The sequence below is a fragment of the Rossellomorea yichunensis genome (assembly GCF_032337515.1).
Lineage (GTDB): Bacteria > Bacillota > Bacilli > Bacillales > Bacillaceae_B > Rossellomorea > Rossellomorea yichunensis.
On the sequence record NZ_JAVYAD010000005.1, the window covers coordinates 189,634 to 214,626 of the forward strand.

The 24,993-nt window shown below is 43.1% G+C and carries 21 protein-coding genes, 1 pseudogene and 1 riboswitch; of the genes and pseudogenes, 6 read left to right on the forward strand and 16 right to left on the reverse strand.

From position 1 onward, the window contains the following. Entirely contained in the window at positions 1 to 756 is a 756-nt protein-coding gene (locus RSX31_RS15015; RefSeq protein WP_315635046.1) for a sugar phosphate isomerase/epimerase family protein, read from the forward strand. A 47-nt stretch (positions 757 to 803) separates the two neighbouring features. Here RSX31_RS15015 and RSX31_RS15020 read toward each other — a convergent pair whose 3' ends face one another. Next, positions 804 to 1,784, reverse strand: a complete 981-nt coding sequence (locus tag RSX31_RS15020; protein WP_315635047.1) for a zinc-binding dehydrogenase — start codon at positions 1,782 to 1,784, stop codon at positions 804 to 806. A 185-nt stretch (positions 1,785 to 1,969) separates the two neighbouring features. Here RSX31_RS15020 and RSX31_RS15025 point away from each other — a divergent pair, with 185 nt between their 5' ends. After that, on the forward strand, positions 1,970 to 2,341 hold the full coding sequence (locus RSX31_RS15025; RefSeq protein ID WP_315635048.1) for a winged helix-turn-helix transcriptional regulator: 372 nt from the start codon (positions 1,970 to 1,972) through the stop codon (positions 2,339 to 2,341). Positions 2,342 to 2,381: 40 nt separating this feature from the next. Here RSX31_RS15025 and RSX31_RS15030 read toward each other — a convergent pair. The 9 genes and pseudogenes from RSX31_RS15030 to RSX31_RS15070 form a co-directional block, all read right to left on the reverse strand. Next, positions 2,382 to 2,888 (reverse strand): annotated as a pseudogene (locus RSX31_RS15030) (DUF1731 domain-containing protein); the annotation flags it as partial. Between the two features lie 314 nt (positions 2,889 to 3,202). After that, entirely contained in the window at positions 3,203 to 4,438 is a 1,236-nt protein-coding gene (locus RSX31_RS15035) for an aspartate kinase (protein WP_315635049.1), read from the reverse strand. Positions 4,439 to 4,485: 47 nt separating this feature from the next. Next, positions 4,486 to 6,306 (reverse strand): IucA/IucC family protein, encoded by a 1,821-nt coding sequence (locus RSX31_RS15040; RefSeq protein ID WP_315635050.1) that lies wholly within the window; start codon positions 6,304 to 6,306, stop codon positions 4,486 to 4,488. A gap of 38 nt (positions 6,307 to 6,344) precedes the next feature. After that, positions 6,345 to 7,691, reverse strand: a complete 1,347-nt coding sequence (locus RSX31_RS15045) for a lysine N(6)-hydroxylase/L-ornithine N(5)-oxygenase family protein (RefSeq protein ID WP_315635051.1) — start codon at positions 7,689 to 7,691, stop codon at positions 6,345 to 6,347. Continuing rightward, positions 7,666 to 8,253 carry a GNAT family N-acetyltransferase gene (locus RSX31_RS15050; RefSeq protein ID WP_397548100.1) on the reverse strand — a complete coding sequence of 196 codons (588 nt, stop codon included), beginning with the start codon at positions 8,251 to 8,253 and terminating at the stop codon, positions 7,666 to 7,668. The genes RSX31_RS15045 and RSX31_RS15050 overlap by 26 nt, the downstream gene beginning before the upstream one ends. Next, the gene (locus tag RSX31_RS15055; protein WP_315635052.1) at positions 8,243 to 10,036 is read right to left on the reverse strand and encodes an IucA/IucC family protein; all 1,794 of its coding nucleotides are present in this window, start codon (positions 10,034 to 10,036) and stop codon (positions 8,243 to 8,245) included. Before RSX31_RS15055 ends, RSX31_RS15050 begins: the two co-directional genes overlap by 11 nt. Next, the gene (locus RSX31_RS15060; protein WP_315635053.1) at positions 10,033 to 11,556 is read right to left on the reverse strand and encodes a pyridoxal phosphate-dependent decarboxylase family protein; all 1,524 of its coding nucleotides are present in this window, start codon (positions 11,554 to 11,556) and stop codon (positions 10,033 to 10,035) included. The genes RSX31_RS15055 and RSX31_RS15060 overlap by 4 nt, the downstream gene beginning before the upstream one ends. Positions 11,557 to 11,560: 4 nt before the next feature. After that, positions 11,561 to 12,910 carry an aspartate aminotransferase family protein gene (locus tag RSX31_RS15065; protein ID WP_397548101.1) on the reverse strand — a complete coding sequence of 450 codons (1,350 nt, stop codon included), beginning with the start codon at positions 12,908 to 12,910 and terminating at the stop codon, positions 11,561 to 11,563. A gap of 369 nt (positions 12,911 to 13,279) precedes the next feature. Next, positions 13,280 to 14,224 carry an arginine deiminase family protein gene (locus RSX31_RS15070; RefSeq protein ID WP_315635054.1) on the reverse strand — a complete coding sequence of 315 codons (945 nt, stop codon included), beginning with the start codon at positions 14,222 to 14,224 and terminating at the stop codon, positions 13,280 to 13,282. Positions 14,225 to 14,350: 126 nt separating this feature from the next. Between RSX31_RS15070 and RSX31_RS15075 the strand changes: the two genes are divergently transcribed. Further along, a complete protein-coding gene (locus RSX31_RS15075) occupies positions 14,351 to 15,676 on the forward strand; it encodes an amino acid permease (protein WP_315635055.1) in 1,326 nt (441 codons plus the stop codon). Here the strand turns inward: RSX31_RS15075 and RSX31_RS15080 are convergent. After that, positions 15,666 to 16,412 carry a YqcI/YcgG family protein gene (locus RSX31_RS15080; RefSeq protein ID WP_315635056.1) on the reverse strand — a complete coding sequence of 249 codons (747 nt, stop codon included), beginning with the start codon at positions 16,410 to 16,412 and terminating at the stop codon, positions 15,666 to 15,668. The genes RSX31_RS15075 and RSX31_RS15080 overlap by 11 nt on opposite strands. A gap of 64 nt (positions 16,413 to 16,476) precedes the next feature. Continuing rightward, on the reverse strand, positions 16,477 to 17,106 hold the full coding sequence (locus RSX31_RS15085; RefSeq protein ID WP_282138512.1) for a LysE family transporter: 630 nt from the start codon (positions 17,104 to 17,106) through the stop codon (positions 16,477 to 16,479). Positions 17,107 to 17,235: 129 nt separating this feature from the next. On the opposite strand from RSX31_RS15085, the gene RSX31_RS15090 reads away from it, so the two are divergent. Beyond that, positions 17,236 to 17,874, forward strand: a complete 639-nt coding sequence (locus tag RSX31_RS15090; protein ID WP_397548102.1) for a spore coat protein — start codon at positions 17,236 to 17,238, stop codon at positions 17,872 to 17,874. A gap of 127 nt (positions 17,875 to 18,001) precedes the next feature. Then, the gene (locus RSX31_RS15095) at positions 18,002 to 18,496 is read left to right on the forward strand and encodes a L,D-transpeptidase family protein (RefSeq protein ID WP_148970357.1); all 495 of its coding nucleotides are present in this window, start codon (positions 18,002 to 18,004) and stop codon (positions 18,494 to 18,496) included. A 38-nt stretch (positions 18,497 to 18,534) separates the two neighbouring features. Here the strand turns inward: RSX31_RS15095 and RSX31_RS15100 are convergent, their stop codons facing one another. Beyond that, positions 18,535 to 19,731: an aspartate kinase gene (locus RSX31_RS15100; RefSeq protein ID WP_148970132.1), complete on the reverse strand. Its 1,197-nt coding sequence runs from the start codon at positions 19,729 to 19,731 to the stop codon at positions 18,535 to 18,537. A 45-nt stretch (positions 19,732 to 19,776) separates the two neighbouring features. Beyond that, positions 19,777 to 21,024, reverse strand: coding sequence for a homoserine dehydrogenase (locus RSX31_RS15105; RefSeq protein ID WP_315635057.1), 1,248 nt, complete (start codon positions 21,022 to 21,024; stop codon positions 19,777 to 19,779). A gap of 150 nt (positions 21,025 to 21,174) precedes the next feature. After that, a riboswitch (SAM riboswitch) is annotated at positions 21,175 to 21,285 on the reverse strand. A 260-nt stretch (positions 21,286 to 21,545) separates the two neighbouring features. Here RSX31_RS15105 and RSX31_RS15110 point away from each other — a divergent pair. Further along, on the forward strand, positions 21,546 to 22,931 hold the full coding sequence (locus tag RSX31_RS15110) for a DUF2254 domain-containing protein (RefSeq protein WP_315635058.1): 1,386 nt from the start codon (positions 21,546 to 21,548) through the stop codon (positions 22,929 to 22,931). 449 nt (positions 22,932 to 23,380) lie between these two features. Here the strand turns inward: RSX31_RS15110 and RSX31_RS15115 are convergent, their stop codons facing one another. Together RSX31_RS15115 and RSX31_RS15120 are read right to left on the reverse strand one after the other, a co-directional pair. Beyond that, positions 23,381 to 23,641: a hypothetical protein gene (locus RSX31_RS15115; protein WP_282138516.1), complete on the reverse strand. Its 261-nt coding sequence runs from the start codon at positions 23,639 to 23,641 to the stop codon at positions 23,381 to 23,383. A gap of 39 nt (positions 23,642 to 23,680) precedes the next feature. Then, positions 23,681 to 24,910, reverse strand: coding sequence for a helix-turn-helix transcriptional regulator (locus RSX31_RS15120; RefSeq protein ID WP_315635059.1), 1,230 nt, complete (start codon positions 24,908 to 24,910; stop codon positions 23,681 to 23,683). Between the last annotated feature and the right edge of the window lie 83 nt (positions 24,911 to 24,993).

The following is a 24,993-nucleotide window of genomic DNA, read 5'->3' on the forward strand; positions in this document are numbered from 1 at the left end:
ATGAAACAAATACCGATTGCCCTGCAAATGTATACATTGCGCAACGAAACGGAAAAAGATTTTACCGGCACCCTTCAAAAAGTAGCCGGGTTAGGATATGCAGGTGTGGAACTTGCCGGCTATGGAGGATTACCCCCGAAAGAGCTTAAGGGGACACTCGATAGTCTGAATCTTCGTGTCGCGTCAAGTCATATTCCTCTATCTGAATTAAGAAATGATGTTCACAAAGTGATTCATGATCAACTGGAGCTGGGCAGCAGCTACGTTGTCTGTCCGTATCTTCCACCTGAAGAGAGAACAGAGAAGCACTATATTCAATTGATTGATGATTTAAATTCAATTGGGGAAAAATGTTTTAATGAAGGAATCACGCTTTGCTATCACAATCATGATTTCGAATTGACGACGTTATCGAACGGGAAACCGGCACTCGAAATGATTCTGAATGAAACGAATCCTCATTGGGTGAAAGCAGAGTTCGATATTTACTGGCTGACCTTCGCAGGAGAAAAGCCGGTGGAATGGCTGAAACGATATCAGGGACGAACCCCACTTGTTCATTTGAAAGATATGACGTTGGACGGTGAACGATTTTTTGCCGAGCTGGGAACGGGTGGTGTGGACCTCACTTCTGTTCTCGACTATGGTATACACAGTGATGTGGATTGGTGGATCGTTGAGCAGGATGAGTCCAGGATCTCTCCTATTGAAAGCGTCCGGAAGAGCTTAGATTATTTACGTCTGAACAAAATTTAATGAAAAAAGGAGAGTCTGGCACAACAGACTCTCCTTTTTCATCAGCATTATTTTAATTTGGCCACGATCTTTCCTTTCACATGACGTTCTGATAAACGTATCAGTGCTTCAGGAACTTCTTCCAATCTCACTACCTCTGTTAACATTGTGTCTAAGTTCCCTTCCTCTACTAAGGAAAGCATTTGGTCCCCAATTACAGCAAAATCCTTTTGGGCAACCATGTCATTCGATTGATGGGCAGCTGCCAGGGCGATTTCATGATAGGATACAACCTTTGTGAATGGTTTAATTTTTGTAAAATCAGGAGCTCCCGCAATGTAAACCATGTGACCCATATACGCCAGTGCGTCTAATGAGTCTGTAGCACTTTGTCTGCTCACCGCATCCACAACGGCGTCCACTCCACGTCCATTTGTTATTTCCATCACTCTTAAATTCACGTCTTCTTCTCGATAGTCGATTACGTAATCTGCGCCAAGTGATTTTACATATTCATGATTATGGGAAGAAGCTGTGGATATTACTGTTTTGCCGGCAAGCTTGGCAAGCTGGACACCAAATCCTCCGACGCCACCTGCTCCCCCATGAATCAGGATCGTATCTATCTTCTCCAACGGCAGTTTACGGTGAAGCGCCTGATAGGCTGTATATCCCGCTGTTGGAAGGGCAGCAGTGTCTTCAAATGTAACTTGTTCAGGGATACGGGAAACGGTATGAGCATTGATAACCGCATATTCTGCATATCCACCTTTTTTGGTGAAGTCTCCATGGTAAACGACTCGATCACCTTTCTTCCAACCAGTCACTCCCTCTCCTGTCTCTACTACCACTCCTGCTACATCAAGACCGAGAATATGCGGGTAAGACCAGACTGGCATTCCATTGGTCGCTGTTTTATAATCAACCGGATTCAAACCGACAGCATGAACTTCTACAAGCAATTCCCCTTTTTGTGGTGAAGGTGTTTCAATTTCCTCAACCTTCATGTCCTTCCATGAACCTTTATCTTTTAAAAGCAGTGCTTTCATATACATTCATCTCCTTGGAGAGTATTTTCATTATTTTGTTCTCGTGGTATATAATATATACTATAAGGAAAAAGCACAAGTAGGCACTATTTAGTATCCTAGTTACCATTTAGGAACCTGGAATGAATCTTAGTAATTTGAGTGACTCAATTCCAATAGCCATCCACCTAAATTAAGGAGGTACCATGAAACAACTACATCCGGAATACCAATGTTCCATCGACCTGGTCATCGACGTCATCGGAGGGAAATGGAAGGTACTCATTCTTTGGAATTTAAATGAAAGACTAAAGAGGTTTAATGAGCTGAAGCGCTCCATGCCAAATATCACCCAAAAAATGCTCACTCAGCAGCTTCGGGAGCTGGAGGAACATGGATTGGTTGCACGTAAGGTATATCAGGAAGTCCCTCCGCGTGTAGAATATTCCACGACCGAAATGGGGAAGAAACTGCAAACGACTCTTTTTGAAATGTGTAAATGGGGAGATGAGTATGCAGAGCAAAAAGGCATAGCGATGAATCGCTGTTGGACTTCATATGATTTCATGGAGAGTTGATGAAAAGGACTTGCCAAATTGGCTAAGTCCTTTTTTGTGACTAATGGGAAAGTATATGCCGAAGGGTTATTCCCACCGTTTCATATTTAAACTGGTACCCCTCTTCTTCCAATCTTTTCGGAAAGACCCACCTGCTTTTTAGTACCAATTCGGGTTCAGTTTTAATAAAGAAAGCGCCAATTTCTAGCATCCACTTTGATGTCGACAGCCCTGCTTTCTTATTCATGACAGTACGCAAGTGTTCCATAAACTCTCGGTTGGTGACAGGATTTGGAGAAGAGCAATTGAATACACCACTTAACCCCTTCTTATATTTGAGAAATAAAATGATTCTGAACAAGTCTTCGATATGAATCCAACTAAACATCTGATTCCCCGGTCCCTGCACTCCTCCCAGACCAAACTTGACCAGATTTTTGTAGGGGTTCATCACTCCTCCATCCGGACCTAATACGATGGCGATACGTAAGGCCGCTTGCCGAGTATAGGTTAAATCAAATGAAAAGAAAGCCTTCTCCCATTCCTTCGCTACTTCTACAGAAAAGCCTACCAGGGTGGCATTTATACCCACTATTCCGATAAAATGGTTTCTCCTTATGTTGAAGAAATCTTTGAGCAAGCGGAGAAATAACTCTAGCTTGATAATAGAACGGGGCGGAATAAAATATGTGATTTCCAAATGGTTGAAGCATTCATGATATCAACTGACAAGATTCAACATCTTTTCCCAGGAAATGATGTTGAGTCTTATCGTAACCACGTGAAAAAAGGAGAAAAAATCGATTTCATCAAAATCGATTTTTTCTCCTTTTCACTTATGATAGTATGGCTCCTAAAATAATGGTTGCAAGCTCCTTTGATTCATACTGAAGCCTTCATCACGACTTCATAATCTAAGCCGAATCCGGTATGCAAACGTTCTGCCGCCAGCTGGACCTGGCTTTTCTCAACGACAGCCGTTATGCTTATGGCAGACTCACCTACCAATTTCACCCTGATGGCATTTTCCAATAGAATTTTGCACATGTTCATTTTAATGATTGGCTGTGATTTAATATTTTGTCCGATTGCCGACACCTTTGACAGACCGCTTTTCCCCTCGATCCGGGAGTACACCCAATTCTCTTTATCTTTTCCTTCATTTAATATCGATAATACCTCTTGATGATCGTTTTTCTTGATCAATAAGGACAGGATATTTCTACAGCTTTGTTTATATACATCGGCCTGAATGTGACGAGATGCCAGCTCACACATCAATGCTTTCTTTAACCCTTCAATATCTTCACAATCAAACAGTTCAATTCGATTAATATCCTCTTCGAACGTGATACCAATCACAGGGGTTGATCCATTCTGCTTTGCCTTTCCATGGATCATGGTTCCCCTGCCATTTTCAAAACTGGATTTCACTATCAATGGAACTCCGAATTTTTTCGCGTGTTTGACTGCCCTTGGATGAAGTACACCCGCTCCCATGATAGCTAAATTCTGCATATCTTCATAAGAAAGGGAATTGATTTTTGATGCTTTAGGCACAAATCTGGGATCAGAGGTATACACTCCATCCACATCGGTATAGATCTCACACCGATCTGCTTGCAACGCCGATGCAAGAGCAGCTGCCGTGATATCGGATCCCCCTCTTCCCAGAGTGGAAATATTCCCATCCTCCGTCATTCCTTGGAAACCTGCCACCACAACCACTTGCCCATTATCTAATTCGTTCCTGATTCGTTTGGTATCAATAGATTGAACATGAGCATTTCCAAGGACGGAATCCGTTTGAATACCTGCCTGCCATCCTGTGAAAGAAATTGCCTCCACCCCTTGCTGATGAAGAGCCATTGTAAGAAGGGAAATCGTAACCTGTTCTCCGGTTGACAGTAACATATCCATCTCTCGCTTACTTGGTTCACTTGTGATATCACCAACCATTTTCACAAGTGCATCGGTAGTTTTCCCCATTGCAGAAACCACTACAACGACGTCATGACCTTTTTTCTTTTCCTGTATGACTCTGTCCGCCATACGTTTTATGCGCTCGGTAGAACCAACAGAGGTTCCACCGAATTTCTGCACAACAACTGTACTCAAAGGTGGTCCTCCTTTCTATTTATAAATTGACGCTATTGATTGGATTTTCAGATTGACCCAACAGTCGGGTTTATTTTAAATGCAGCCAGAGCGTTTGTTACTTTCCCGAATTCAGAAGCGTGAGGACGGTCATCGTCATCAGAGTATCCGTAATCCACCATACGGTTCCGGTTCAGGCATAATTTCGTAAGCTCTGGCTTAAAGAAATCAAATAGCTTGAAACGTTCTTGTAATTGCGGGAATCTCTTCTGATAGTTAAGTATTGAGTCAGCAAGAAGACCCCAGAAGGTTTCTTCTTCCATCATTTGATTGTTCATTAACAAGTTACTCAAGTATCTCAGGTGACAGATAAAGAGACCTGTGAAGATAAACTGTGTAAGCCCTTCAGGCGGCTCCGTTCGAAGGACCGCTTTAAATTCAGTTGACAGCCCTTGCAGCTCAGGGAAATCCTGGTCTGAAATATTGACGTCATCCACAAAATCTTTAATGGCTAATCGGTGTGGTTTCCCATCCTTCAACACGACAATTGTATTTTGGCCATGAGGAGAAAAAACCGTTCCGTATTGGTAAAGGTAATGGAGAAGAGGATCCATTGCGACTTTGAAAAATTGTTTCATCCATTCTTCTGAGTCCAGGCCTGATTGTTCAATTAAACTCACAACATACGGTTTATTGTTATGATCTTCATACAGTAAGGCGGCAAGTGTAATCGCTTGTTCTCCGTCTTCCAAATACGTATAGATGCTTTCTCTCCATATGGTTCCAAGCATCTCCAAGTATTGATAAGGTGCCTGCTTTAATTGTGTATAGTAGCGGTGATTTACATTCATACTGGCATTTTCCCCTGGCAGGATGACCCGGCATTCATCTTTTAAAAATGGGTCCTTTTCAGCCATTCCTTTAATGAACTCAGTAACCTTAGGAGCAATCAGCGTTCGTTCAGATGGCAGTCCCCGATAAACCAGCGTGTTCAAAATACTCATCGGAAGCTTCACATGATGCTTATCTTTGTTCGTTCGATTCACAAATGTGCGGATCGACTGCTGAGGAAGGTAGCGGTCTTCTCCCTCTCCCAAGGGAATGATGCGCCCCATTGCCAGCTCCTCAGGGAAATTCTGAATGAGTGTGTTTTTCCATTGCCACTCGTGCACCGGCAAGAAATAGTATTCCGATGGTTCGCTTCCATTTTGTTTTACGATCTTGTCAAAACGGATTCGGTCTTCCTCACTTAGTTCACCGGCAATCAACGTTTCATAATCCAATCCTTCTACAGATTGAAACGATGCAAGGTCCTTATGAACAGCAATCCAGGAAAGCTGGACCTCCTTCTGTTGTTCAGGAGCAAAGGCAAGGTAATCATCATATCCGAACCCGATTCTCCCTTTGTTATATGTAATCCATGGGTGCCCTGTCATATAACCTTCGAGGGTGGCGTAGTCTTCATGAATCAGTTCGTCCGATGTTTTCGTTTCTTTTTCAAGAAGATGGGCATCGGCTATTAATGTGCTGTTCATTTCCTTGATTAAGTGCCCCGCCGTCTCAGATGACATCCCGATGACCCCCTGGAGATCGACCAATAGCTCTATTGCGCTATCAGCTTCCTTTCTTCCTCCATTTTCAACGATATATACCGTCGTCCATTTCACATCGAAACTATCAAACAATCGTTTTTGTGCGATATAGTGATAGTGCTTTGAATCTGTGACCTGCAGGGAATATTCAATCCCTTCCCCATTTTCCGAAAGGATTTCAGGACGTATCATATCTTCATACATATACTCAGACAGCATTTTACCAATCAATTTCTTGTTTACTTTTGTCCAGGTATCACTCTTAAAAACACGTTGAATTTCTTCACTGAATAACATATTATCCCTTCTTTCACTTAGTCTATTTTTCCTTTGCATCAGAGAGGAACCGGAATGTGAGCCGCTTTCGTTCCAAAGGTTTGAAACACATTTTTGGTCTGAACCGGATATACGTCTCTCCCTGTAATGGTATTGATGATGATCGCATTACGGTGTGCACCGAGTCCAAGATCAGGTGCCCCGACTCCATGAGTATGCATTTCACCGTTCTGAACAAAAATTTCACCCGATCCTTCTACATAGGTTTCCAATCGATAATCTTCTTTCACTTTATATCTGTCATATTCGTCCCATGCAATCCACTCTTTCATTTTTGAAAGGAATCCCGGGAATGCAGGCTTATAGCCAGTCCCAAGAATGATGACATCTGCTTTATCTACAAAACGTTCATCCTTGATCCGGTGATAGCCATGCAGTTCAAACCCTGTTTCATTTTTTTCGATTCCCACGATCTCTGTCATGGCCTGTAAGCAGATGTCCGGCTCCTCGCTTCCTACAGATCGTTCATATAAATAATCATATATATCGGCGATTGTCTCTGAACTGATGCCTTTATAAAGAAGATCTTGTTCCTTTAGGAGCTGATCCTTCTTTTCCTGCGGAAGCTGATAAAAGAAACGGGTATAATCGGGTGAAAAATACTCAAGGCCCAGTTTTGAATATTCCATCGGGAAGAATCCCTTTGAACGTGTATACCATTGCAGTGAAAACCCTTGGTTCTCCTGGTCTTTGGCTACATCGAGAAACACTTCGGCTGCACTTTGGCCGGATCCGATCACGGCAACAGATTCAGCATTTGCACAAATCTCCTTATTGGATAAATAATCGGCACTGTGAAATACGGATTTGCCCAGCATTTCCTGAAAAGCTTCAGGTACAGAAGGAACAGAACCTATTCCAAGCACGAGATGTTTCGTAAACATTGTCTCAGTTTGTTGAAGGGCATCATTCCACACGGTGACTTCATATACGCTGTCCCCACTTCCCAATTGGACCGGGACGACACTTTGGACATCCATTCCGAATCGGCATGTGTCCAACTGCTCACTCACCCACTGGCAGTAATGGTTATATTCTTTTCGAGGGATATGAAATTTTTCCAGAAAATAGAAGTGATATAAGCGGTTATGAGCCTCCAGGTAGCGGAGAAAACTGTAATCACTTCTTACATCTGCCATACTGACTAAATCCGCAAAGAACGGCACTTGTAAGGTCGTTCCGTCAATCAGCATGCCCGGATGCCAATTGAAGGCTTTCTTCTTTTCCAAAAATACGCTTTTCACTTCTGGTACCGAATCCAATAAGGCAGCTAACCCCAGATTAAACGGACCCAATCCGATCCCGATGACGTCATATAATTCATTTGATCTGTTCGTGAAGTCCATCATTCAGCCACCTCTTTTCAAATTCGCTTCTCTCACAAAACATGAGCATTCCGGTTTTGTCGGGGAGAGTAATCGGCTTAACGGGTTTAAAACCGCATTTCTCAAAAACATGAATCATTTTGTCATTTCGAATATCCGGCTCCGCTATGACTTTATTAGTCTTCTTTTCTTGGAACTGATACGAAACCATCGCTCGTAATAATGGCAGGGAAAGTCCTTTATCAAGATACTCCCTCTCTCCAATTAACAGATGTATTCCCTGATCGAAAGGAGCAGGAGTATACGTCTCCTCGACCACGTCACCTTTTACCCAATAGGCCTCCCAGTAACTCATCGCCACACCGTCAAGATACCCTGCGTACAGGGTTTGATGTGAATCGGACAAAGCTTTTTTCAAATGGTCTTGAAACTTTTCAAATGGAATATTTAAATTCCAGAATGGGTGGACGTGTTCCTCCATCATCCATTTGTGAATAAGCTCCCCGTCCCGGTCAAAATCAATCTTCTTAAATTGAATCGTCTTTTGGATTTCTTGATCATACACTTCGTAGTCATAAAACATGATGGATTTCCACCTCTTTGGCAAGTGGGTTTTTCACCATCGTGTAGACCGATTGAGCTTCCATCGGACCGACCAGTTCATCCATGTCATAGAATCGGGTTAATAGATTCGCTTTACACGGAAGGACCGGTTGATATAATAAACTGCTCAGTAGATTGGAATCTTCCCCCCACTGCTGTTCATGGTACTCCAGACGTTCCTTTACAAGATTCATAAGTTTTTCTTCATCAATGAGACCACTTGCTCCAAAACCATTGATCAGTCCGAATAAATGGTTAAAGAAGAAGTAATAGCGCAATCGTTCCTCTGCCACTTCATCGGCACAAATGGTGTCGCTTTCCTGATTTAATTCTGGAAGGAATTCTTTTAGTTTTTCTACTTTGGATTCGCTATAATAGTATCCCTGATTATCTCTGTAATAGAAGGTTTCAGGGTAACCGTTCCTCAGCTGGATCACCGAGTTCTGCTGATGGGCTTCCAGGGCGATCCCGTACGCGTGGAACAACCAGATCATCGGATCAAGCGTCAGGGATAAGTATCGATCGAACCAATCCAGGCTCACTTCTTCCAGACTTCTATTCTCTCTTTGTGCTATCCCTTTAATGATGGAATGTATTCTTGCTTTTCCTCCATAAGCATGGTCCTGGCATAGGGCTGCGATCAAGCTGGTTCCGCGACTGATTTTATAGAAAGGATTTTCCCTGATGACAAGCTCAAACCCGGAAACTTCTTCATTCAGGTCCAAGTTTAAATAAGCAGGATCCTGGATGACCTTAAATCGTGGGAACTCTCTGTTAAGGCTTTTTCCCACTTCCGTTTCTAGTAATCTCGAAACCTCTACTCCCCTTGCCAGTTCCTTCTTTTGGTTGATGCGAAGAGAGTTTGTGATTTTGACAGGTACGGAGAATTTATACATGTATCGCGATTCTTTGCTATAGACCGTTCTAAATGATGACGTAGCCGTGAAGCGCTTCCCTAACGGACCGATGTATTCCAGTCGTTCTTCTCCCATCAGGTCTTGAACGTATACCTTTTCCAATAATGTCTTCACTTGAAGGGGGTGTACAGGAAGCAAGACGCGCCCACCCTCTTCCATCAGCATCTGTAACCATTTCTGATCTACATCAGGATCATCCTTTAACTCTTCAAGAATGATGGAAGCTGCAGATTTGTCGTCACTTGAATCCTGTTCTACCAACGATTTTTCCGCACTAAAGTAATGTAGCTGAAATTCCCCTTTATATTCAGGAGAATACAGGTGGTCTTCCTGTTCCGTCAGGCCTTGTTTACTTTTCGGGGTTGGATGAAGCATATGTCCGAATAGAAGGGACTGCTCAGCATCGATGTAGTCGAATTCTTCATCCGTAAGTGCCTCGTTGTCCTGTACCCGACTTTCAACATAGCTTTTTATACTTCGACAGCTTAAGATCACTCTTAAGAGCAGTTCGTCCTCTGCACCACTTTGACTCTTATCAAGTAAGAACTCTTTTACCACTAGTGTTGTAAGGGTAATGTAGTCGAGTGGTTTCAATTCGCTTTTACCCACTCGGTAATAAAGTGGGAAGCCGAATAGATGACGATCCGTAAGAGACCAATATCTCACTGGTATAATCAATTCAATCTGCTGCAGAACCAAATGAGATACGATGACTTTCTCAAACTGTCCAAGTGACGGATCATTGTCGTAGCAGCTCTCTTCAGTGTAGTTCCCTGTTTCTCTTAAATAGCAATTCAGAAAGCTTTGCATTGTTGCATGTTCAGCAATCTCCTTAGAATTTCTCAATGTATGACCCCTCCATTTACTATTTCAGTCCCGATTTCTTCAATCTCGTGTAGAAGGGAATGAATATCTTCCGGCTTTGTTCTTGGATTTAATAACGTCAATTTCAAGAAGGTTTGACCCTTTATCACTGTTTTCGCAATAACCCCTTTCCCCTTATATAGCAGGGTTTGCTGGATCGTCCGGTTCAAATGATTGAGATCGAGATCCTTTCCTTCCATCCTTTTCGGCTGATAGCGAAAGATGACTGTATTGATTTCCGGCTCAGGGTTTTGTATCACAATGTCCTCTAACACTTCCATATAAGAAGCTGTGTATCTGGCGAGCTTCATCGTTTCATCGATCATATCCCCAAAAAGGTCGGTCCCTACTGCCTTTAAGGACAGATACAGTTTCAACGCGTCGAATCTTCTCGTCGTTTGAACCGACTTATTCACCAGGTTCAAGATGCCCTCTTCATCGTCTTTGACGGGATTCAAGTAATCAGCATGATAGGATAGATAACGGAAATGGGCCTCATCCTTAACGAGGAAAGCTCCGCAACTGATCGGCTGGAAAAATAATTTGTGGAAATCCACCGTAATGGAGTCGGCGTTCCCCAACCCTTTCAGTTTGTCTGCATGAGAATGACTCAGCATCAGACCGCCGCCGTAAGCGGCATCGATATGGAACCATAACCCCTGCCCACGGGCTATTTCTGCCACTTCCCCCATTGGGTCGATACTTCCAAAATCGGTGGTCCCACATGTAGCAACAAGGGCAAAGGGCAATAAGTTCTCCTGATCAAGCTTCTGGAGTGTTTCATTCAATTCCCGGACGCTCATCCGATGATTTTCATCGGTCATAACCGTCACAACCGCTTGTTCTCCCAACCCTAATTGGGAAGCGGCTTTCTTCACAGTGAAATGGGCCTCTTCTGAACAAAGAATCCTTAATCGGTTAAAGCCTTCGGGTAACCCATCCCGTTGTACGTTATGGTTCCATTTCGAATGACAGAAGGCATCGCGTGCCAACAGGAGTCCCATATAATTGGATTGGGTTCCACCACTTGTAAAGACTCCGCCGGATGATGCCGGAAGCTTAATTTTTTCAGTTAACCACTTCACCATTTCCGCTTCCACATAGGTGGCAGCTGTACTCTGATCCCAGGAATCCATTGATTGATTGAGCGTTGCGATGATCAATTCCGCCGCCACTCCAGGAAGAAGGGGTGGACAATGTAAATGTGCCATACTCTTCTGGTGGGAAATATGAAGACTGTTTTTTAAAATCGGTTCATCGATTTCATCCAGGACTTCTGCAAAGGATTTCCCTTCAGGAGTAATCGCCATGATCGGTTGGATTTCTTCTTTTATTGCACCGGGCATTTTTCCGATAAAAGGTTTCCCGGTACCTTCATATAGGTCTTGCAGTTTCCTGCTAACCCCATCTATCAGTTCATTAAATGCACGGATTCCTTCTCCCCCTTGATGTAGAAAGAAGGAGTCCTGGCTGGTTTCTCTTTCGATTGTTTTCATTTTCATGATTTCACCCCGCAAGAGAGGCGATTAAAGCTTCTCTGAATATCGATACCACTTCATCGACTTGCTCTTCTGTGATGATCAATGGCGGAAGGAAACGGACAACTGCCCCATGTCTTCCCCCTACCTCAAGGATCAATCCCCGTTTGAAGCATTCACGCTGGATTCCGCTTGCGACGGCAGGATTAGCCGGCTGACTTCCGCTCGCTGAATGAGGTTTAGCGGGATCAATTATTTCCACACCTACCATCAGTCCTCTGCCTCTTACATCCCCTATCTCAGGAAATTCTTGTTGAAGCTCTTTTAAGGAATGAAGGAGTCTCTGTCCCATTTCCCCGGCATGGGCAACCAAGTGATTCTCCTTAATGAACTTCAATGTTGCTGTTCCTGCTGCCATGGCCATTTGATTTCCTCTGAATGTGCCGATATGGGCCCCCGGTTCCCAGGCATCCAGGTCGCGGTCGTATATCACAACGGATAGTGGCAGACTCCCGCCGATTGCTTTTGAAAGAACAAACACATCCGGTACGATTCCTGCATGCTCAAATGAAAATAGTTCTCCAGTGCGTCCGATTCCCGTCTGCACTTCATCGATGATGAGTGGAATTCCCCGCTCTTCAGTGATTCTTCTCATTTCCCGGATCCATTCGATCGGTGCCGGTATGGAACCACCTTCACCTTGGACCGTTTCAAAAATCATGGCAGCCGGAGGTAATATTCCGCTCTCTGGATCATCCAGGAGATTCTCGATGTATTGACTGCTGATACGATGACTCTCTTCTCCTCCAATCCCAAATGGGCAGCGGTATGTATATGGATAAGGTAAGAAGTGAGTATCAGGCATCAGTCCTTGTACGTTCTTTTTTGGACCCAGATTTCCGCTGATCGACATCGTTCCGTGAGTGGCACCGTGGTATCCTCCTTGAAACGTAAGAATACTTTGTCTCCCGGTTGCCGTCTTCACTAATTTCAACGCAGCCTCAATCGCATCACCGCCTGTCGGTCCACAAAATTGGATCTTTGCACGATGACGAAATCCTTCCGGCAAGGAAGAGAATAATTCATTCACAAACTCCTCTTTCACAGGAGTCGTAATATCTAACGTATGTAATGGTCGTTTATCACGGATCACTTGCTCCATGGCCTCAATGACCGTTGGATGATTGTGCCCCAGCGCTAATGTTCCCGCTCCCGCTAAGCAATCCAAGTATTTATTCCCTTCCATGTCCGTGACATAGATTCCCTCTGCTTCACTGATTGCCAGTGGGATTCTTCTCGGATAGGATCTCGCATTTGACTCGCGTCTCTCTTGTTGATCCAGTAATTCTCTATTTGAAATGGCACTTTGTACATTCATAATCAACTCTTCCTTTCGTGATAGATTGGCTTTTGCTTCCAACGTCATCTTAATTGATAATGATTATCAATGTCAATAGTAGTTGATAACTATTCTCAATTATTTTCATCGACTTCTAGTCATTTCGTACGGGAAAGGTACTAATCTATCGATTGTCATCGAGTTGCTGTCATACATAGGTTTAAAGTAAAATAGTTAACAGATTTATGCGTTTACAATTTTACGTAAAGTGATATACAAGTCTTTTATCCCGACCCCATAACAGGGATAAAAGTAGTGTTAATTTAATTTAAATGAGAATGCTTGATGTCATAAAAAAAACCGGAGAAGTAATCTCCAGTCTATTTGTTCCAATCAGCTCTTCATGTTTCATTTTCTTTCTAAAGGGAGCGTCATGCACCTTATCCCGCCTCCACCTTTCTCAAGTTCATTCACTTCGACTTCTATCAATTTCTTCCTTCGTAATTTCGTATGCCCTTTCAATATCTTCTTATTGGCTTTGGTGCTGATTAACAGGGTCTCCGGATCCAAGTTCAGAAAATTGATATCTGCAACCGTGTGTTTTACATCATCCGTCCAGAGAACGTCGAAGCCTTGACGTCGGATGAATTCCTCCATCATCACGTACCTGCCACCATTCTCTGTGATGATTTGTACTGGAAAGAGCCTCATATAGCTCTTGGCTATGAGAAGGTCCGATCCGGCTACATTGCAGTTCATATCCAAATGCATGGTTTCCCCGGTTCGCGGCAAGTCGATGATCCCGATCTCCGAGAAGCCTGCCCGAAAAATCTCCTGTTGGATCTCTTCGATACTTTCAATACTTGTCCGCATGCCTGTATTAATAAAGACAGCATCTTTATTCAGAACGAATACATCCCCATTTTCCAATGCCCTTAATCGGTTATTCTCCTTGATCGAAAACGTTTTTTCGTCAAACCATGTTTGAAACAGCTCATGACTATGTACGTATTCAGGCGCCCTCATTGTAATCCCCGCATCACCCGGAATGACAGTATTTCCATATACACATGCCAGGTCCCTTACAAATACCCTATTGATAAGCTGATGATTAAGTTCAGCCTTATCTCCCTTTAGGTACAGGGAATAATCAATAACTGTTATTCCTGCGTCTTCCATTGCCTTCTTCATACCTTCATGGTTTTCTTTCGCAATATCCTGGTTTACAGGCTTTTCCCACCCAACGTAATCCGCCGTTCTTTGGTCAGGAATGTCCAATGAAGAAGGCGTGCACACCATCACCGTCTTTAACTCTCCATGTTCACTCCAGCAATTCGGATGAATCTTTATCATGAGCCAGCCTCCTTAGTATCAGTATCATTTACTTTCTCCTTTCGCAGGGGAAATCATTCTGTTCCCTTCACATAATTCATGAGCCTCAACGTCAAACTATGAAGCGTAAAGGTCAGGTGAAAACAGATGAGTAAATGTACGAATCAAACAAATCTTACATGGTGGCAGCTTTCTTTAATCGGGGTGGGCTGTATCATTGGAACAGGTTACTTTCTGGGATCAGCCATACCTATTCAAAGGGCGGGGTCCTCTGTTTTGATTGCTTATTTAGTGGCCGGAATTGGAACATGGTTGGTGTTTCAAGCCCTTGCAAAATTAACTTCCCATCATCCGGAAAAGGGGTCCTTCCGTACATATGCAAAGCAGGCTTACGGATCATGGGCAGGGTTCAGTAACGGATGGGTCTATTGGTCGGCAGAAATGCTTATTATGGGGAGTCAACTAACCGCTCTTGCTCTATTTGCTCAATTCTGGTTTCCTGCCATTCCTCTGTGGATGTTCACTGCCGGATTTGCAAGCCTTGGATTATTGATCATTTTGATGGGCGTGCAGAAAGTGGAACAGATGGAGAATCTATTTGGAATCATGAAAGTAGCCGCCATCGTGATGTTCGTCATCATCGCTGCCGCCGCCGTGTTCGGGTGGTTAGGGACCGATGCTAAAACCCAAACGCTTCAATCTCCAATAAAAGAGATTCTGCCGGATGATGGAAAGGGCTTATGGCTCGCACTTCTTTTTGCCTTTTATGGATTCGGGGGAATTGAAGTGATGGGACTGATGGCTCAGGAGCTTAAAGACCCGAAGGATGCTCCAAAGTCAGGGAATATCATGCTCCTTATCCTGACCATCCTTTACCTTTTATCCTTTTATCTCGTATTAAAGCTCGTACCGTCAGGAAGAATTAATCCCAATGAAAGTCCATTTCTAACGGCGCTTAAACAATATGACCTTCCCTGGGTCCCACATGTATTCAACGCCATTCTGATTATTGCGGGGTTCTCCACCATGGTCGCTTCCTTATATGCAGTCACGACGATGCTGGTGTCATTGGCTGAAGAAGGGGATGCTCCTAAGGTTTTCGCCAGAAAGGGGAAATGGAAGGTCCCCCTCCCTGCTTTCGGACTCATCACGCTTGTTGTCGCAGCTTCGATAATGATCGCCATGCTACTGCCGGACAAATTATTCGAGTATATCACTACAGCGGCGGGACTCATGCTTCTCTACACGTGGATGTTTATTCTTGCTTCCTTTCACAAGCTGATGAGCAAAGGTTGGTGGGACCGTTCCCAAACAATCTTTGCACTCATCCTCATTTTATTGACGATCAGCGGCACGCTTCTTGATCATGTAAGTCGCATTGGATTTTTTGTAAGCATCGGCTTCATTGTGCTGATTGCGATTGCGACATTTGTAAAAGAAAAAAGAGTTAAGCCTGAACGCTTTAACTCTTGATTTTCTTATGCATATTTAAAAATGGGCACTTCGATAGAGATGAATCATCATCACTCAGATAATACTGTTTCCATTCATAGTTGTCTTCCTGACCATACCATTTAAGGCTGGGATGGGGTTCTGCCTCATCATACTCAATGAGCCGCTTCCGAATCACTTTCTTTAACTTCTGGCCAAATGCAGTTGAAGAGTTGATTTCATCGAACACCCACCGGGGCTGGAAGGCTACAAGAAAATAAGGAAAATGACGGCTTTTCCGCACGGTATGGGCAGGTGTTGCACAGAAGGCAAAGTATGGCTCCCCGTCAAAACAAAATTCCCATGTATGATGATGGGGATCCTTCGCTATATCTTCCGGCCATGGTGATTTATCCAATTCATGAATCCGATTCAATAGCCCCCAGAAAATATCCTGATAAGAATCAATCGATTGATTCTCAGCCACTATCTCCTCTGAATTAAAAAAGACAACAAGAGATGCATACTTCCCTGTATCCCTTGAGATTTCACCATAATGTTTGAGTAAGCAGGCAAGTTTTTCAGAAGCTGCTTGTTTTCTTGGATCTTCTGCAAATCCGAAGCGTAATGTATCTGTCTGAAAGCCTTGTTTTCCAGGTACGCATGGGTAAGGTTTTTCTTCGTCGCACATTGCGGCCGAGAAATGCCCATAGGCTGCTCTTTGCCATGGAGCGAGTTCCTCCCCTAGTTGATCAATCAAACTTTTAGACCATAGCATATAGCCGATCCCTCCTAAATAGTACACATTTATCCTATTAGGAAGGAACTTAGTGGGTGTCTGTCTAGCCGAATAATAAACGGCAGGCCTGGACACCGAAGTAGATCCCAAACCCCATCAAGATGAGACCGGAAATAATGGATATGACACGCAAAACAACAGGACTGACCAGTTTCCTTGCCCCTGTCGCAACACCGGCCATCGTAAGATCCCAAAGGGTGATACCAAGAAAGATCCCCATGCTATACAGGAAGAGCTGACCTGCTTCATAGGAACCGGAAGCCTGAGCTAACATGGAACCATAGATACCAAGCCAAAATAGAATGCTTAATGGATTGGAAATGGCCATAAAAAATCCTGTGCGAAAAGCTTTTCCTTTTGTTTCATGAGGATTTTGATGGGAGGTTTTTGTAATGGATCCCGATTTCAGGATGCCTTCAATCCCTGTATAGGTCAATACAAAGAAGCCGAATACCCACAAGGACAATTTAATGACCGGTGTATCAATAAATTGAGAGACTCCGAAGTATATAAGAAGCATAAAAATGCCGTCCGCTACCATTCCCCCTACCCCCACAAGCCAGGCATGAAAAAAGCCAAAGCGGATCCCCTTGTCCAGTTGAGCGGCATTTATCGGTCCCATAGGGGCAGAAAGCGATAATCCCAAAATGATATAGCTTATGAATATACTCATCTACGACCACCTTCAAATTGACTTCTTCCTATTGTATTCGGACAGGCTGGCAAGTATTAAACCGAAATACATAATTGTGCGTAATAAGGATATTCTAATCATCGATGCTATTTTCAAGGAGGAAAAAAGATGCAAAACCAAGGACAACAATCGAATATGACACCACCAGGAACTCAGATGCCACCGAATATGATGAATACTCAGAGTAAAAACCATGGGGGCCATGAGCTCTTTGATGCCCATGAGATCATAGCAGGCATCATCAGCATGCTTGATCAGTATCAAATGTATGATCAGCACATTCAGGATCCTGAACTAAAGGATATACTAAAACGCCAGTCAACATTCGTCACGACTATGTATAATACGATTGTGGGCAGCTTTTCGACAGGGCATGACCCCATCGTTCCAACCCAACAATACAAAATGACTCAAACCAATACCACCACATACGGCATCAAACCAGGAGCACCTAAAAAACCGAATCAATCGGTCAACGATCTTTCCGATAAAGGTTTGTCTGCTTATATGCTGGGACAAACCAAGTCATTGGCCATGCTTCTTGCCATGACAGCCCTTGAGATGACAAACCCTGTATTACGGCGTGTCGTAGCTGACAGCGTCCCGAATTTCATTGAAATGAGCTATGAGATCTACCTCTATCAAAATAAACACGGATACTATCAGGTCCCTCAATTAAACGACCAGGATATGACCCTTATGCTTCAAAGCTATACAACCGTTCCACAACAAAACATGCCTCAATAACGTTGGATGGATGCCTGTCGTCTCTTTTATTTTAAGAGGCGCAGGCTATTTTATTTATTCATCTTCTTGAACGACTTTCTCTCACGCACATAGGATAGAGGGAGAGTGAAATTGGGAGGTGTTTGAGCTGATTCACACAGTCAGGGTGGGGGAAACACTCAGTCAAATTTCAAGGGATTACAGGACTCCGTTTCCTGCTATACTTAATGCCAATCCCGGTATTGATCCGGATGTGATTTATCCAGGTCAAACGATTACGATACCGGGGATTCCGGATACAACCAATAACCCTTACCGCATTCAGGTTTCTGTTAATAACCGGTGGCTGCGTTTATTCAAGGATGGGGTTCAAATCAAGCAGTATCCCATTGCAGTGGGGAGAGTGCTCTTTGAAACTCCCATTGGGGAATTTATCATCATTAACAAAGCACCAAATCCCGGCGGACCTTTTGGTACGATGTGGATGAGTTTATCGAAAGAAAGTTATGGGATTCATGGAACAAATGACCCAAGCTCGATTGGAAATGCCGTGTCCAGGGGTTGTATACGAATGTATAACAAAGACGTCGAAGAGTTAGCGGGAATCGTTCCAATCGGTACGCCTGTTTTGATCAGTCCATAAGTGAAAAAAGTGTATAGGCGCCTATACACTTTTTCCTTTTACAAAATAGCTCTCCTTGATTCCACATAATCCAAACCGAAGTGCATGTGAAGGACTCTGGCTGCTTTTTCTACATCGCATCTATCAACCAGTGCACTTAATCCTACCGGGGATTCCCAAATGGATGCCTTTCCAATATGGTAGTCATGAAAAACGTTGGTAACCTTTTCCCTCACTTCATGTGATGAGTTGATCCGACCGATCACGGATACCTTAGACAGGTCCTCCCTTTCCTCTATACGAGAGTATGCCTGGTTATATTGTCCAACGATTCTTTTCACTTCATGAAAATCCTGGTCTTTAACGATGAGAACAAGGTTTTCCTCGTATTTAATGATTTCTGTCTCGATATGATGGGAATCGAGATCATAAAGAATCAGTGACTCCCCACCATTACAGTCTATTATTGTCAGAACAGAGATATCACTCTGATAGGCCACTCCCACAATAGGGGCATTTCTCTTTGACCTTCCACTAATGACGGTCCCACTCCCCTCATTCAAACTGGAACAAACCACAAGCGGCACATGATGTTCCCTTGCATGTTTAATCGCTCTCGGATGCAGGACTCCAGCTCCCATAGTGGCTAAACGCAGCATCTCATCATAGGAAAGGGTGTCAATTTTCGCTGCCCGGGGAACGCTTCGCGGATCCGACGTATACACCCCATCTACATCCGTATAAATATCACACCTATCCGCTTTTAAAGCGGCAGCAAGAGCAGCTGCCGTCGTATCGGAACCGCCCCTCCCTAATGTAGTCACCTCTCCTTTATCCGTAATTCCTTGAAAACCGGCTACCACGACGATTCGTCCTTTGGATAACTCCGATTTTATCCGATCGGTATTGATCGAGGTAATCTTGGCATTCCCAAATACTCCATCGGTTTGAATTCCCGCCTGTCTGCCTGTCAGGGATACGGCTTCCAGCCCCTTATGCTGCAGGGCCATGGTCAAAAGAGAGATCGTCACCTGCTCCCCGGTACTTAAGAGCATATCCATTTCTCTCTTACTTGGCTTTTCGGAGAGCTCCCCTGCCAATCTTACAAGTGTATCAGTCGTTTTGTTCATAGCTGATACTACTACGACAACATCATGGCCTTTTTCTCTTTCCTTCATGACATGAAAGACCATGCGTTTGATCCGATCTGTAGAACCAACAGAGGTTCCACCAAACTTTTGAACGATCATACTCAATGATACCCCTACTTTCCATCAGATCTTATTTATTAAAGATTACTTTTAAGAAACTGCAGCTCCAGTTTTCACTTCATTTTCCAACGGAATTTCTTTTAAAATAGGAACGGCTTGAATATGTTCATGTGTATGAAGGAGCGATTCCAGTGTCTCTTTCGTGCCTTCAACAAATACGTACAAGTTATCGCCCAATTGAATACGATCCTTTAATATGAACGAAGGGAGCCAGTTTTGATACACATCATTTTCTCGGATTCTCAAGACCCAGTTGTGACTGCTCTCATCATGAATCTCTCCCGTATTCACGGTACTTTCCGCAGAGTCGGTATACTTTCTCTCTATCAACGACAGAAAATCCTCTACCATGGCGCTGCCTGTAGGTAACTTTCCAGCGCCTGGACCAAGCAGGGTGATCCTTCCTACAAGACTACCCTTAAGGGAAATGGCATTTTCCACATCCTCCACACCGTAAAAAGGATGGGTATCATGTACAAGGATCGGCTCTACTTCACCTTGGATGTGATCCACTGAATCCCGTCTAAGAGAACCTACGTGCTTAAACCGCAATCGAAAGGATTCCGCTGCCTGGAGCCATTCTGCAGTCAGATGGGATATCCCCTTTCGTCGGATATTTTTCCAATCGGGCTGTCTGCCAAAGGCCGTTTGACTTAAAATAAGCAATTTATAGAACGCATCATGGCCTTCGATGTCATTTGTCGGATCGGCTTCAGCGTATCCCTTCTCCTGAGAAATCTTTAAGGCTGTATCAAAGGCAAGACCTCTTTTTCTCATTTGAGATAAGATGAAGTTTGACGTCCCATTCAGAATCCCTTGAATTTGTCTGATCTCATTCACCTTCAGAAGCTGCCTGATACTGCCGATCACAGGGACCCCTCCGGCTGTCGTCGCTTCAAATCCGACCGATACTCCCTTCATTTTCGCCTTCTCCAATAGCTCAGGACCATATTTGGCAAACATCGCTTTATTGGCCGTGACAATATGAATCCCCTTCTCAATGGCTTGTGTTAAATACGTATAGCTCGGCTCTTCCCCCACGATCGCTTCAAAGATAACGTGTAGATCCGGTATATCCAGGATTTCTTGGAAATCCGTTGTGACGTTGATGGATGATTCAATATTTCGCTCCTTTGTGGGATCTTTAATAAGGATTGCCTTTACCTTCACCTCTTTACCCAGTACTTCCTTCAATCTGTCCTGATGAGTATCGATTGCTTCACAGACCCCTTGCCCAACCGTTCCAAACCCCAGAAGTGCCACATTAATCGCTGACATCATTCAGCCTCCTTTTATCGACTTTTCACTTTATACGTAAGAATGATTCGTTCCAGTTGAAGATCCACTTGAGGGATATAAGCGGAAAAGAAAAAGGTATACAGAAAAGCCCTCTTCTTTTAAGAAGAGGGCTAAATGAGCATGCTCCTCCCCTTATCTTCCAGATTCGTTTGGAATCTGTAGGAATTGGCACCTTTGCAGTCTGATCCTGCAGGTTGCCGGGCTTCATCGGGCCTATCCCTCCGCCGCTCTTGATAAGAGATATAATGTTTCGTTTTGGTATTACTTGCTATTTGAGTATGAATTGGATTATAAAGGGGATTTATTCCCTCGTCAATACTATTTTTAGTATTTTTTAAAAATTCTTTCAAATGTCACAGGCGATTATATTTCCTACCGGTTTACTTGAAATTCAGCATCGTCTAACAACCTATAAATCTATTTTGCAAAGAGACGTTTTAACATGTTCTGGCAGGGAAAACTAATCCATATCCCATTATTTGAAAGGAAACAAATCAATTATGTTGAAGAAAATGCTTCCACTATCCATCAGAAAATATGTGGTTATGTCCAAACGGCAGAGAATGCGTGAGATACGGCTGACCATATGGTATATGCCGTTCTTTTATATTTGTTTTTCCATACTGCTTGTCGCACTCACCCTCTATATAGATCTGTATGCCGACATCTCTCAGTATACATCCGATTTCTTAAGTATGGATGCATCTGTTACACGCATGCTTGTCAGTACACTCATCGGGGCTATCCTGACGCTCAGTGCTTTCACTTTGAATTCACTGCTCGTTGTACTCACAATGTTCAGTGGTCAATTTTCCCCCAGGATGCTCCTGGACTTCATTTCGGACAAACAAACACAGCATGCCCTCGGAATTTTTAATGGCAGTTTTGTATATGTCTTGCTCCTCTTTCTTTTTATCGGAGATTCAAAGGAAGAACTGTTCGTAGCTGCTCCGATCATGACGATCGGACTTGCATTCCTTACTGCTGTCACATTTATCTTCTTCATTAACCATGCTTCCACATGGATGCAGGTGCACAATATTACGTACAATATGAAGCAGGTTTCTGAAGTGATGATCAATCAGACGTTAAAAAATGATTTAGAAACCCATCGAACAACAGAAAATGGCGACCTTATGGAACAAGAGAAGGAGAACATCATTCACTTACAGGCAAGGGAATCAGGGTATATTCAGTTAATCGATTTCCATGGAATAATCGAACGGGCTATGCAGGATAACCTCATCATTCAGCTTCATTACAAAGTAGGAGATTATATATTGGCCGGCAATAAAATCATGAGTATTTGGGGACCTGAGACAAACGATATTTCGGATGGTTTCTATCTCACTTTCATTGAAATGGGACATAAAGAAACCGAAATCCAGGACCTGCAAATGGGGATTCACAAGCTGGCTGAAGTTGCAATCAAAGCACTCGGGAATGATGATCCAAAAACGGCCTCTAATACGATTGATCAAATGGCTGACCTTATGCTGACGGTGGAGGATCACTTATCCTTCACTCCTTATTTGATCGACCGGGAAGGAAGAGTCCGGGTCATTCTCCAGTCCGAAGCATTTGATTATTACCTGTATCGCGGGTTTGGCTATATTCGACATTATGCTAAAGACAATCATTTAATCATTACTGACATTGTGCGGGCACTGGCGCTCATTGCAGAATCCATCCAGCCATCCAAACACAAGGACATCTGGGAATTTGCCTGTAATACCATTGATCATATTGAAAGGGAGGTCATTTATGAATTAGATAAAACGTTTCTTCTTCAAGAAGTTCATAAGCTGGCACGCTTAACTGAAAACCTTGGGGAATATAAGAAAATCGAAAGTAAATTCTACCCTTCTGCCAATGAAAATACGTAAAAGAGACTGGGCAAAACTAAAAAACCACGGTATAAAGACGAATAATAGAAGTGTCGGTTCTTAATACCGCTAATGATTTCCGTGCAAGACTACGCTTTCCGCGGGTAGCCCGTGAGCCTCCTCGGCAAGCCTGCGGGTAGAAAAGCGGGAGGGGCTTCGCTCAGAGGCGGTTGGCATAAGGCGGAGCGGCCTTGAAGGCGTTCTTTGCCTTCATGGACGATCTGCCTTATGACATTTGCCTCTAAGCCCTATAGCTGGACAAGTCTCACATAAGCTACTTTTCCCGCAGGAGTCTTCGTCTTGCACTCCAATCAACCGCTGGAAACAGCTAAAATCAAGTGGTCCGAAAATAAATAATAAACCCGAACAAATCTAAATACTAGGATGCAGATTTGTTCGAGTTTCACTTAGACTAAAACACTTTTGTCCAAGTCTCATTTTACTTTGAATTAAATCCATGTCTCGACAATGCTCGGATCTTCCTCTTTTGCTTTCGGAACGATTGAGAAACGTTCGGGAATTTCACTTCTGATTGCTTCTAATGTAGGTCTCATCAAAATATAATGAGTCGGTTGATTCACGTCGAATAGCCTTGCTACAAACATGCCTTGATAATCTTGCGGGCTGGAATAAATACAGATGATGGGCATCTTATAATCACTTAATGTCACCTCATCAAATGAAGAAATTAAACGATCCGGGTTTTCCATCAAACCACTCCTTTACTGTAATTTCTGTTCATATAACCGTCAGCTTAAAACGCATTCTTTTCCTTTTGCCTCTATCCCATCCATTTGATTATGAATGTAGAGTTTTTGAATGTAATAGTTACACTGAGCGTATTTCCCTTCTTCCTTCAATAGGGGGATGATGACATTCTCTATATATTGATAATATGCTTGCTCTCCCTCATGGACCCTGATCTCAAGCATTGTAAAGAAAGTTTCCATACAGGGATTTTTCATATCTCTCACAGATGCCTGTCCCTCTTCTACTAAACTTGCATATTTTTCATTATTTGCGGAACCGTCTACATTCATGGAACTATCAATATAACCAAAAAGGCTGTTTGCATACATTTCTTTATCGGACTCATGCTTCAATAATCCATATGCCATTTGAAATGCATCTCTTGCCTTTCTATCATCAAAGACATCTCGATAAAGATTCCCTAAATTCAGTTGAAGAACGGCTTTTCTCCTATGATCATGGAGATTATCACAATGTTGGATCAACTCATCATATTTCTCTACCAACGAGGCCAGACTCGATTCTTCGCTTCTGCCTTCCGCTACCAACTGAATCGTAGCAGCGTCTACACATCTTGTAAAATTAAACGTTTCCTTGAAATAGTTCAGAGCCAGCTGACTATAATGCAGGGACTTGTCATACTGCCCAAGATCATGGTAGCAAACTGACATATAATAGTAGGCTTCAGGGTTTGAATAAATATCTCGATCTATTTTCTCCAAATACTTCAGGGCTGTATGTGGATTTCCTTTTGCAAGCTCATACATGCCTTTTATATGATAGTATAACTGAAAATCGTATTCGAACATATGGAAGGACAGACGCTTATTAGAAAACTGACTTAAATAGAATGCAGCTTCTTTTACCTCCCCTTTCATGATAAAGTACCTTGCTTTCAGTAGCTTAAAGGTGCCATTCAGGGTTTCAATTTTGGTTAAGGGATTTTGTTCGATGGTCTCCTTCAATAATTCAATTTTTCCGTTTACCTGCTTGATCATGACATCATGCCACAATTCCAAATCTAATTGTAATTTTTTATACGCCTTTAACTCTTTCTCAACGTTAATATTGAACCTTTGATTGAACAATTTAATTTTATCTTCCGTAATCTGTAAGTGTCCGCTTTCAATCTTACTGATATGCCCAGGGGTACAGATCCCATCTCCCACCTGCTTTTGGGTCATCCCCTTAAAGATCCTATAATACTTAATAAATGTCCCAATATGCATGCTTTAACCTCCAGGGTGATGTAGTATAAGTTGGTTCATTTCATCCAAACAACGGTTCCAACGCTTTTGATTTTTTATTTTAA

Coding starts and splice junctions, on each gene's coding strand:
- RSX31_RS15105 (WP_315635057.1), bottom strand. CDS start 21,024: ATGTCAGCGATTAATGTGGCACTTCTGGGGTTTGGAACGGTTGGGCAA.
- RSX31_RS15120 (WP_315635059.1), bottom strand. CDS start 24,910: ATGCATATTGGGACATTTATTAAGTATTATAGGATCTTTAAGGGGATG.
- RSX31_RS15080 (WP_315635056.1), bottom strand. CDS start 16,412: ATGCTATGGTCTAAAAGTTTGATTGATCAACTAGGGGAGGAACTCGCT.
- RSX31_RS15115 (WP_282138516.1), bottom strand. CDS start 23,641: ATGGAAAACCCGGATCGTTTAATTTCTTCATTTGATGAGGTGACATTA.
- RSX31_RS15085 (WP_282138512.1), bottom strand. CDS start 17,106: ATGAGTATATTCATAAGCTATATCATTTTGGGATTATCGCTTTCTGCC.
- RSX31_RS15020 (WP_315635047.1), bottom strand. CDS start 1,784: ATGAAAGCACTGCTTTTAAAAGATAAAGGTTCATGGAAGGACATGAAG.
- RSX31_RS15110 (WP_315635058.1), top strand. CDS start 21,546: ATGTTGAAGAAAATGCTTCCACTATCCATCAGAAAATATGTGGTTATG.
- RSX31_RS15050 (WP_397548100.1), bottom strand. CDS start 8,253: ATGTTTTATGACTACGAAGTGTATGATCAAGAAATCCAAAAGACGATT.
- RSX31_RS15015 (WP_315635046.1), top strand. CDS start 1: ATGAAACAAATACCGATTGCCCTGCAAATGTATACATTGCGCAACGAA.
- RSX31_RS15025 (WP_315635048.1), top strand. CDS start 1,970: ATGAAACAACTACATCCGGAATACCAATGTTCCATCGACCTGGTCATC.
- RSX31_RS15040 (WP_315635050.1), bottom strand. CDS start 6,306: ATGTTATTCAGTGAAGAAATTCAACGTGTTTTTAAGAGTGATACCTGG.
- RSX31_RS15090 (WP_397548102.1), top strand. CDS start 17,236: ATGCAAAACCAAGGACAACAATCGAATATGACACCACCAGGAACTCAG.
- RSX31_RS15045 (WP_315635051.1), bottom strand. CDS start 7,691: ATGGACTTCACGAACAGATCAAATGAATTATATGACGTCATCGGGATC.
- RSX31_RS15070 (WP_315635054.1), bottom strand. CDS start 14,224: ATGATAAAGATTCATCCGAATTGCTGGAGTGAACATGGAGAGTTAAAG.
- RSX31_RS15065 (WP_397548101.1), bottom strand. CDS start 12,910: ATGAATGTACAAAGTGCCATTTCAAATAGAGAATTACTGGATCAACAA.
- RSX31_RS15060 (WP_315635053.1), bottom strand. CDS start 11,556: ATGAAAATGAAAACAATCGAAAGAGAAACCAGCCAGGACTCCTTCTTT.
- RSX31_RS15075 (WP_315635055.1), top strand. CDS start 14,351: ATGAGTAAATGTACGAATCAAACAAATCTTACATGGTGGCAGCTTTCT.